At 59.8% G+C, this 8,922-nt stretch carries 9 protein-coding genes; 5 read left to right on the forward strand and 4 right to left on the reverse strand.

Translation table 11 applies throughout. The features are described from left to right. Positions 1-148 precede the first annotated feature (148 nt). The 3 genes from JOE29_RS15675 to JOE29_RS15685 all read left to right on the forward strand — a co-directional run bounded on the left by JOE29_RS15675 (position 149) and on the right by JOE29_RS15685 (position 1,837). The gene (locus tag JOE29_RS15675) at positions 149-1,165 is read left to right on the forward strand and encodes a 1-aminocyclopropane-1-carboxylate deaminase (protein WP_003423368.1); all 1,017 of its coding nucleotides are present in this window, start codon (positions 149-151) and stop codon (positions 1,163-1,165) included. A gap of 158 nt (positions 1,166-1,323) precedes the next feature. Beyond that, positions 1,324-1,563 (forward strand): CopG family ribbon-helix-helix protein, encoded by a 240-nt coding sequence (locus JOE29_RS15680; protein WP_024648170.1) that lies wholly within the window; start codon positions 1,324-1,326, stop codon positions 1,561-1,563. Next, on the forward strand, positions 1,553-1,837 hold the full coding sequence (locus tag JOE29_RS15685; RefSeq protein WP_074997002.1) for a type II toxin-antitoxin system RelE/ParE family toxin: 285 nt from the start codon (positions 1,553-1,555) through the stop codon (positions 1,835-1,837). The genes JOE29_RS15680 and JOE29_RS15685 overlap by 11 nt, the downstream gene beginning before the upstream one ends. A 44-nt stretch (positions 1,838-1,881) precedes the next feature. Here JOE29_RS15685 and JOE29_RS15690 read toward each other — a convergent pair whose 3' ends face one another. Beyond that, the gene (locus JOE29_RS15690) at positions 1,882-2,736 is read right to left on the reverse strand and encodes a LysR family transcriptional regulator (RefSeq protein ID WP_003423353.1); all 855 of its coding nucleotides are present in this window, start codon (positions 2,734-2,736) and stop codon (positions 1,882-1,884) included. A 74-nt stretch (positions 2,737-2,810) separates the two neighbouring features. Here JOE29_RS15690 and JOE29_RS15695 point away from each other — a divergent pair, with 74 nt between their 5' ends. Continuing rightward, positions 2,811-3,743: a DMT family transporter gene (locus JOE29_RS15695; protein ID WP_210080019.1), complete on the forward strand. Its 933-nt coding sequence runs from the start codon at positions 2,811-2,813 to the stop codon at positions 3,741-3,743. 205 nt (positions 3,744-3,948) lie between these two features. On the opposite strand, the gene JOE29_RS15700 is transcribed toward JOE29_RS15695, so the two are convergent. Further along, positions 3,949-5,877: a methyl-accepting chemotaxis protein gene (locus JOE29_RS15700; protein ID WP_016567635.1), complete on the reverse strand. Its 1,929-nt coding sequence runs from the start codon at positions 5,875-5,877 to the stop codon at positions 3,949-3,951. Positions 5,878-6,145: 268 nt separating this feature from the next. Continuing rightward, positions 6,146-7,273 carry a saccharopine dehydrogenase NADP-binding domain-containing protein gene (locus JOE29_RS15705; RefSeq protein WP_210079682.1) on the reverse strand — a complete coding sequence of 376 codons (1,128 nt, stop codon included), beginning with the start codon at positions 7,271-7,273 and terminating at the stop codon, positions 6,146-6,148. A 154-nt stretch (positions 7,274-7,427) separates the two neighbouring features. On the opposite strand from JOE29_RS15705, the gene JOE29_RS15710 reads away from it, so the two are divergent. Further along, entirely contained in the window at positions 7,428-7,943 is a 516-nt protein-coding gene (locus tag JOE29_RS15710; protein WP_003348960.1) for a GNAT family N-acetyltransferase, read from the forward strand. Positions 7,944-7,985: 42 nt separating this feature from the next. Here JOE29_RS15710 and JOE29_RS15715 read toward each other — a convergent pair whose 3' ends face one another. Beyond that, complete coding sequence (locus JOE29_RS15715; RefSeq protein WP_024662583.1) at positions 7,986-8,855, reverse strand: TauD/TfdA family dioxygenase; 870 nt, start codon at positions 8,853-8,855, stop codon at positions 7,986-7,988. Between the last annotated feature and the right edge of the window lie 67 nt (positions 8,856-8,922).

An 8,922-nucleotide genomic window follows, 5' to 3' on the forward strand; every position in this document is an offset into this window, starting at 1 on the left:
CAGGCTAACGCTTATTTTGTAGATAGACAATTCTTTGCAACCACGATTATTCGCGGTTTTCCTATGATGGGAGCCATGCCGGGCGGCTCGATAAAGATATCGAGACCCACCTTCAATGTCCGGAACAACTTATCAACGGAGACCCGATATGAACCTGAGCAAGTTCAAGCGCTACCCTCTGACCTTCGGCCCCTCGCCCATTACCCCACTGAAACGCCTGAGTGAGCATCTGGGCGGCAAGGTCGAGTTGTATGCCAAGCGCGAGGATTGCAACAGCGGTCTGGCCTTCGGCGGCAACAAGACCCGCAAACTGGAATACCTGGTGCCGGAAGCTATCGACGGTGGCTACGACACACTGGTATCGATCGGTGGCATCCAGTCCAACCAGACCCGTCAGGTGGCAGCCGTAGCGGCGCATCTGGGCATGAAGTGCGTGCTGGTTCAGGAGAATTGGGTCAACTATTCGGACGCGTTGTACGACCGGGTCGGCAATATCGAGATGTCGCGCATCATGGGCGCTGATGTGCGTCTGGATTCGGCAGGCTTCGATATCGGCATTCGCCCGAGCTGGGAAAAGGCCATGGCCGACGTCGAGGAAGGCGGCGGCAAACCGTTCCCGATTCCAGCGGGTTGCTCGGAACACCCTTATGGCGGCCTGGGGTTCGTGCGTTTTGCCGATGAAGTGCGCCAGCAGGAAGAAGAGCTGGGCTTCAAGTTCGACTACATCGTGGTCTGCTCGGTAACCGGCAGCACTCACGCAGGCATGCTGGTGGGCTTCGCAGCCGATGGCCGGGCACAGCGTGTGATCGGTATCGACGCGTCGGCCAAGCCGGAAAAGACCCGCGCGCAGGTCCTGCGTATCGCCCAGAACACCGCAAAACTGGTGGAGCTGGGCCGCGAAATCAGCGCCGAAGACGTGGTGCTCGACACCCGCTACGCCTATCCGGAATACGGCCTGCCGAACGATGGCACCCTCGAAGCCATCCGCCTCTGCGCCCGCCTGGAAGGCGTGTTGACCGACCCGGTCTACGAAGGCAAATCCATGCACGGCATGATCGACATGGTGCGCAACGGCGAATTCCCCGAAGGCTCGAAAGTGCTCTACGCCCACCTCGGCGGCGTGCCGGCGCTGAATGCCTACAGCTTTCTGTTCAAGGACGGTTGAGCCACCCCGAAAGCTGCTTGAATGGCCCGCGAATTCGCGGGCCATTTTGCACCCGATAAAAAACCGACAAACCAGAAATGGAAACGGCATCTACAGGCGTATTCACATGTATTACACTGCACCCTCATGTAATACAAATAACTACGTGTGAGGTGCATATGTCCACAATGTCTCTACGTCTGCCGGACGAAATGGCAGATACCCTTGCACACCTTGCAAAGGCGACCGGGCGCAGCAAGTCATTTTTGGCCCTCGACGCGCTCCGCGAATACCTGACACGCGAGGCTTGGCAGATTGCCGAAATTCAGCGTGCCATCGAAGAAGCCGACGCCGGCGAGTTCGCAAGCCAAGAAGACGTAAAAGCTGTCATGGACAAATGGTCAGGCAATGCAGGTTGAGTGGCTCAAAACAGCACTAAAGAATCTGGATGAGGAGGCTGCGTATATCGCACTGGACAATCCAGCTGCTGCCGCTGCTTTCGTGAAAGCCATTCAATCAAGCGTAACGCAGCTCGCGAGCTTTCCCGCCATGGGCCGGGAAGGACGGATTGCCGGAACCAGAGAATGGCCTCTGCCAGACCTGCCTTACCTGAGTCCATATCGCATCCGTAGCGGCCGACTACAGGTTCTACGGATTTTCCACACCAGAAGACAGTCGCCACCCGTGTGGTAAACCGCAAAGACGTTTAAAGACGTTTACTGCACACAGCTTCGCTATCAAACCCGAAAATACTTCTGCAGGGCCTGCGCCAGCAGGCTCACCGCCTCGTCGTTCTGTGACGACGGCGAGCGCAGGAAGACGATTTCGTGCTCGGCTATTTCAGGCAGGTCATCGAGAATCTGCATGGCGTCTGTGACCCCGCTCCGATCGATGAGGCTGATCGCAAGGCCCGCTTCCACGCAGGCTTTGATCGCCTGATTGGACGGGCTTTCGAGAACTACGCGGACTTTGCGGCCGTTGTCTTTGAGTGACGCCAGCATGGCTTCACGATAGGGACATTGGGCTGCGTGAATCGCCAGCGGCACCGGGTCAGCGGATGCCAGTGCAACGCTGGCCGGCCCGACCCAGACCGGTTTGGTCGATACCAGAAACTGCGTATCAGCACTCAGCTGCCCTTTGGGTTGCGCGATCACTGCTGTCTGCAACTTGCCACGCGCAACCTGCTCGCGCAGGGCGTAGCTGGGTGCGGATTTCAATTCCAGCACAACATTGGGCCACGCGGCCGCGAAAACCGGCAGGATGTCGCGAATGACATGCACGGCGTATTCATCCGGAACACCCAGCGTGATGCGTCCGGCCAGATGAGTGCCTTGCAGATCCGCCAGCACCCGGTCATGCGTGGACAGCAGCTCTGTCGTCGACAACAGCAGGCGCTTGCCCAGCGCCGTCAGCGACACTGCCTGGTTGTCCCGATTGAGCAAGCGCCCGCCCGCCACGGCCTCCAGGCGCTGGACATGCACACTCACTGCTGCCGGGCTTTTATGAAGTTGCTCGGCGGCGGCTGAAAACTTTCCTATCCGCGCCACCGCATGGAAGGTGCGCACCAGTTCGATGTCGAGAATGGCCGTCATGATTCATTATTCCTGAACAACTTATGCATTTAATTTTGATTTATTAGACTACGCCGGTTTCGTAACCTGTGTCCATGAACCCATACCTGTCGATTGCTCCTAACGTCTCGCGGCCTGCCTGGCATCAGGCCATTCCCCTTCCTCTGCTTGAAGCCGCGCTTATTCTGACCTGGAGTTCGGGCTTCGTCGGCGCACGCTTTTCGCTGGAACATGCGCCGCCGCTGCTGGTGGTGTTCTGGCGCTGTGTGGTGGTTACCCTGATCCTGCTGCCTTTTGTTGCCAGGCAACTGAGGTCGATCCCGGCTGGCACGCTGCTGAAAAACGCGGGCATCGGTTTGCTGGCCATGACCGGCTACGTCGCCGGTGTCACGCAGGGTATTGCGCTGGGCGTGCCAGCCGGCCTCGCTGCGCTGTTTGCCGATTTGTTGCCGATGGGCATGGCACTCCTGGCGGCAGTAGTGCTCGGACAACGGCTGGCCTGGCAAATCTGGGCGGGACTGTTTGTCGGGCTGATCGGCATAGTGCTGGTGACCTACAGCGCGCTTGCGGTGGGTGACGCACCGTTGTGGGCCTACGGCCTGCCGCTGCTGGGCATGTTGTCACTGGCCATCGCGACGCTGTGGCAGAAACAGTCAGGCACCGCAGAGCCTATGGCACTGCTCCCCAATCTGTGGCTGCAATGCGCCGTCTCCAGCGTCGCCTTCGCGATCATTCAGGGCACACAGGGCAGCCTGGCGCCTGTAGCCAGTACCGGCTTTGCGCTGAGCGTGCTATGGACGGTCGGGCTGGCAACCCTGGGCGGTTACGGACTGTATTGGGTGTGTCTGCGCCGCGCGACAGCCACCCGCGTCGCCAGCGTTCTCTACCTCAGCCCACCGGTGACGATGCTCTGGGCCTGGGCGATGTTCGACGAACCGCTGTCCTGGCAGATGGCCTCAGGCATGGCGGTGTCAGGTATCGGCGTGTGGATGGTGGTGCGAGCGGAACAACAGCAGTCGGCCGACTGATGGGCTCAGGAGGCCGACTTTGCTTAGGCTCTGTACGAAAGTGGCTGCGCTCGGTGATGCTTCGTTAAAAACAGGCTCGGATGCGAGTCCAATCGGAATGCTCATTTACAACACGTAGAGTCGAACGCGACCCCGGCCGTTCCTCGCCTGTTTTTGCCTCGCCTGACCTTCGCTCGCCGACTTTTCGTACAGAGCCTAGCGCAGGTTAAATCTTGAAACGCGCGACCATGCTCTGCAAATCGCTGCCCAGACGGGCCAGCTCGACGGTCGATGCTGCGCTTTGCTCGGTGGCTGAAGCCGACTGATCGGCGATGTCGCGCACGCTGAGTACACTGCGGTTGATTTCTTCGGTCACAGCGCTCTGTTGCTCGGCCGCGGCGGAAATCTGCTGACTCATCTGTTCGATGGTGCCAATGGACTGATTGATTTCCACCAGCGCCTGTTCGGCCTGACGAGCCAGCACCACGGTGCCTTCAGTGCGTTGCAGGCTGGCGTCCATCAGGCCCGAGGCGGCGCCTGTACCTTTTTGCAACGCCTGGATCAGCGCTTCGATTTCGGTTGTGGAATTCTGCGTACGCTGAGCCAGCGAGCGGACTTCGTCAGCCACCACCGCAAAACCACGACCCTGCTCGCCTGCCCGTGCAGCCTCGATGGCTGCGTTGAGCGCCAGCAGGTTGGTCTGCTCGGCGACCGCCTTGATCACGTCAATCACGCTGCCGATCTTGCCGCTGTCTTCGGTCAGGCGCTGCATGGCTTGGCCCAGTTGCTGCACTTCACCGGCCAACTGACCAATTTCGCGCGTGGCATGCTGCACCACACTGCTGCCGTGAGCGGCGCGCTCACTGGCCTGTTTGGCGGCTTGCGAAGCGTCTTCGGTGTTGCGCGCCACTTCCTGTACGGTAGAGGCCATCTCGTTCATGGCGGTGGCGACCTGGTCGACTTCGTTTTTCTGCAGGGTCACGCCCGCGCTGGTCTGCTCGCTGACGGCAGACAACTGTTCGGCCGCCGTGGCGATCTGCGTGACACCGTTGCCGATCCCACCGATCAAGCCGCGCAGCGAAACAGTCATGTGCTGCATGGTGTTCTGCAACAGGCCCAGTTCGTCCTGGCGGGTGGTGCTGGTGTCATGGGTCAGATCGCCGTCGGCGATCCGGCGCGCCGCAATCACGGTGCTGCTCAACGGCACGGTAATCTGGCGCGTGATCAGGAACGCAGCAAAGATGCCGACCAGCAGCACGACCAGCGCCACGCTGAGCAATTGCACCACAGCGGTTTCCTGTTCTTTTTTGGCACTGATGACCTGCTGTGCCGCCAAGTCATCGGCGCGGGCTGCGGTCGCTATAGATTGCTGTTGCAGGTCGTTGCGGATCTGCTCGGTCTGCTGAAGCATGTCCGAGATCGACGTCATCAGCACTTTGTACTGTTTCAACGCGACCAGCGCAGCATCCACTGCGGCATTTGCCTCGACAGGCAATTGACTGCGAGCGGCATCCACTTGCGCGATCAGGGCATCGGCGGACTTATAGGTGGCCTGACGGTTGTCGGCATTCGGAACACTCAGGTAGCGGCGAAACACCAGACGGAAATTGGTCATGCCGTTACGCAAGTCGCCAGCGATCTTGACCTGCCTGATGCCGGTTTCATTCGGCGCGCGCAAGGTGTCGTCAATGGTCTTGTTCAGCAGATTCTCGAAGGTCGCGCTGACGTCATCGGAAACCTTGATGATCGGTTTCAACGCCTCATCGACTTTCTGATTAATACCGACCAATTGATCGAAGGTCTGCTTGAGACCGCCCACCTGCTCCTTGATATCGCGCAGCTTGGCCAGGTTGCTCGATACCACGAACACCTGCAGGCCCTTATCGACACTGCGGCTCAAGGTATCCAGAGCGCCAGCGTAGTTCTGTACACCTGCAGCAGTAGGACCGGTCGCATAGGCTTGCGCAGCGATCCTGGCACTCAGGACGTCAGCTTTGATCTCGGCGACCTTGCTGCTCTTGCCCATGCGCTCGATCAGCAGGTTGGTACTGGAGTAGCCGATGACGGTGACGGTCAGTACTCCGAGCAAAATAGCGGCAAAGCCCAGCCCGAGCTTCTTGCTGACGTTCAAATTGTCCAACCATTTTGCGCTCATTACGTGTGTGCCTTTAATTTTTGCGGAATACCCGTGAGTCGGCGCTGAAAGATTTAACTTGATAGTTAATGTGTCTGGAATAACGGACCGGTCGAGAGAGAGGACCTCGCACCCCATGAGTTACGGGGTCAGGGATCGATGATTAAGATTTATTTAAGTTGCCTGAGCAGAATTTTCCGATGATTGGTGCTGTAGAAAACAGCAAAAAAGTGCAATCAAAAAGCCACACAAGCCGCCTGTACAGAGCCATCGGACATCTGCTGCTGCGTCAGGCGTTGTGGTTATTGAAATGAACATCCAGCCGGATGTTTTCCGGCTCATCAATCGCCGCCAGGTACTCGTCCACGGTGATTTCTCCGACGCAGGCCCGAGCACCGGGCTGTGGACGATAGCCACCGGCCATTTTGCTGCTCAGCGCGACGGCGGCACTGCCGGGAATCTCCGGCCCCTTGTCGTTCAGTGCAGTCAGTTGCGCACGCATGCGCAACGGCTGGCCGTCGAGGTCGACGCCATCGACATCGATGTACATCGCGCTCTTTCGATCACCCCACTGTTCAAAGCGCGCGCCCCAACGGTACAGGCGCTCGGCCCACGGCGCAGGATCGCGCAGCAGCCCGCAGCGAATCGCCAGCGCCACCAGCCAGGTCGCGATGCCGCCGGCCTTGAGCGCGGAACCGGCCTTGAAGCTCAGATTCTGCGCGGCGTAGCGCGTCGCGAATACATCCAGGTCCGGGACGTCGACATTGGCCACCAGCCGCGTGCCCATGCCGGGCATCCGGCGCAGGCTCAGGTCCATCCAGCCGTAAACGTCGTGGACCTTGCCGTTGCGCAGTTGCCTGATCGGCCGCCCGGCATTGGCCAGCACGCCGCGCACGGTCGACAGACCGGGCATTTTCGCTGCCGAGGAGATGCCATGCTCTATCGAATCGATGCGCAGAAAACGCTGGCGATGCTGATCGATGATCGCCGCCGAAAGCGTCGGCACCGAGCTGCACCCGCTCAGCACGCTGACACCTGCCTCGCGCGCTCGGGCATCGAGGGTGGCGATGCCGGCGACAAACGCCCGGCAATCCGCCAGGTCGCAATAATTCACACCCGCCTCAATGCAATGCCGGGCCACGGCATACGACTGGCCCTGAAAAGGCCCCGCGGTGTGGATAAGCAGATCGATGCCCAATTCACCCAGCTCACTGCCCGCGCCATCCTGCATGATGTCCACGCACCAGCTCTCGCAGAACCTGCCCCCCAGCGTTTGCAGTGCGGCGACCTTTTCCGCAAGCTTGCGGGGGTCACGACCGGAAATGACCAGTTCGATGTCCGGCATCATCACCAGATGATTACAGATAAGGCTGCCGAAGTTGCCGTAGCCACCGATGACCAATACGCGAAATGCCATTGACTCGTCCCTGACCTGCCGAAGGATTTGATCCTGTCTGGTTGCATCACGATTACCGTGAGCAACGGCGATGAAATACGCGTGCATTATTGATCATTGGCCGCAGGCCGGGTACAAAACCCGGTGCCTTTTTTGATTGCCCCGGGAGCAACGGATGCTGGAACTACACACCGAACGGCTTTATCTGCGGACCCTGCTCGCCAGTGACTGGCCGTTGTTTTTCAGGCTGCACTCCGAGCCCGAGACCATGCAGTACGTATTCGGAAAAATCGAAGAGCCGCAGATCCGCAAAGGCTTCGATCATCGCCTGCCCGAGTGGACGCCGGCGTCCGATCACTGGCTGTGCCTGGTGGTCATGGACGCCCAGAGCCATGCCGAACTGGGGGTCAGCGGCTTTCGTATCCTGTCGCCGGGTCATGCCGAAGTGGGCTATCTGTTGCTGCCGGAACATCAAGGCAAGGGCTTCGGCACCGAGTCATGTCGCGCAATCATCGACTACGCCGCCGCCATCGGCCTGGATTCACTGGAATCGACCGTGACCGACGGCAACATCGCCTCCTGCAAGGTGATGGAGAAATGCGGCTTCAGCTTCGAGCGCCGCGTCCCGCAGGCCTATCAGATCGGCGATCAGTGGTTCGACGACCTGATATACCACCTTCCACTGCGCTGATGAAGCAGCTGACCGGCGTTCGCCAGTCAATCGCAAGCGCCTTCAGGCCTGGGGCCGCCCTCCGAGAATCGTCACCCGCTCGCCATAGCGCGAGTGCGGGAAGTAATCCCACACCGCGTGGTGCTGGGTGCAACGGTTATCCCAGAACACCAAGGTGTTCGGCTCCCAGCGAACGCGACAACTGAGAGAAGGTTCGCGGGCGATCAGATCGAACAGCATGGTCAGCACCGCGTGGCTCTCGCCGGGTGAGAGTTGCACGATATGCGAGGTGAACCCGGAATTGACAAACAGGCTGCGACGTCCGGTTTCGGGGTGGCGAACCACCAGCGGATGCTCGCTTTTCGGCAGGCCGGCAGGTGGCTGATAGCCTTTCCACGGAATCTCGCCATCGTGAATGGCCGTCAGCCCACCGAGAAACTGCTGCATCGCTGGCGAGAGCATTTCAATGGCCAGGTGCATGTTGGCAAACAGCGTGTCGCCGCCGGTGCCGATGGCGGGTGTCTCCTTGACGTACAGCATCGAGCCCATCGACGGCTCCAGATCAGCGGTGCCGTCGGTGTGCCATAGCTCGCCTGCAGCGAAACGCGATTGGGCATTGGCGCGCACCACGACCAGTTCCGGGTCATCGCCATCGATGCTATCCACCGGCAAGGCGCGCAAAGGACCGAACAGTCGGCCGAATGCCTTGTGCTGTTCGACCGTCAGGTGCTGATCGCGAAACACCAGCACGTGATTTTCCAGAAAGGCCCGGCGGATTTCCGTCAGCTGCTCGGCGCTGAGTGGTTGCGACAGATCGACGCCGCCGACCTCGGCACCGATGATCGGTGTCAGGCGGTTGACCGTGATGCTCTGATACGGCGCACGCACGGCGCCTGCGATGCCTTCTATGGCCTTGAGTGCCATTTGATCCATGATCCCTCACCTTCAGTTGTTGGCATGGCCGGTCACCATGCCCGTGGTTCGTCTGCGGGTACTTCAG

This window comes from Pseudomonas sp. PvP009, from assembly GCF_017832995.1.
In the GTDB taxonomy this organism is placed as follows: Bacteria; Pseudomonadota; Gammaproteobacteria; order Pseudomonadales; family Pseudomonadaceae; genus Aquipseudomonas; species Aquipseudomonas syringae.

Coding starts and splice junctions, on each gene's coding strand:
- JOE29_RS15685 (WP_074997002.1), top strand. CDS start 1,553: ATGCAGGTTGAGTGGCTCAAAACAGCACTAAAGAATCTGGATGAGGAG.
- JOE29_RS15710 (WP_003348960.1), top strand. CDS start 7,428: ATGCTGGAACTACACACCGAACGGCTTTATCTGCGGACCCTGCTCGCC.
- JOE29_RS15705 (WP_210079682.1), bottom strand. CDS start 7,273: ATGGCATTTCGCGTATTGGTCATCGGTGGCTACGGCAACTTCGGCAGC.
- JOE29_RS15695 (WP_210080019.1), top strand. CDS start 2,811: ATGAACCCATACCTGTCGATTGCTCCTAACGTCTCGCGGCCTGCCTGG.
- JOE29_RS15700 (WP_016567635.1), bottom strand. CDS start 5,877: ATGAGCGCAAAATGGTTGGACAATTTGAACGTCAGCAAGAAGCTCGGG.
- JOE29_RS15675 (WP_003423368.1), top strand. CDS start 149: ATGAACCTGAGCAAGTTCAAGCGCTACCCTCTGACCTTCGGCCCCTCG.
- JOE29_RS15690 (WP_003423353.1), bottom strand. CDS start 2,736: ATGACGGCCATTCTCGACATCGAACTGGTGCGCACCTTCCATGCGGTG.
- JOE29_RS15715 (WP_024662583.1), bottom strand. CDS start 8,855: ATGGATCAAATGGCACTCAAGGCCATAGAAGGCATCGCAGGCGCCGTG.
- JOE29_RS15680 (WP_024648170.1), top strand. CDS start 1,324: ATGTCCACAATGTCTCTACGTCTGCCGGACGAAATGGCAGATACCCTT.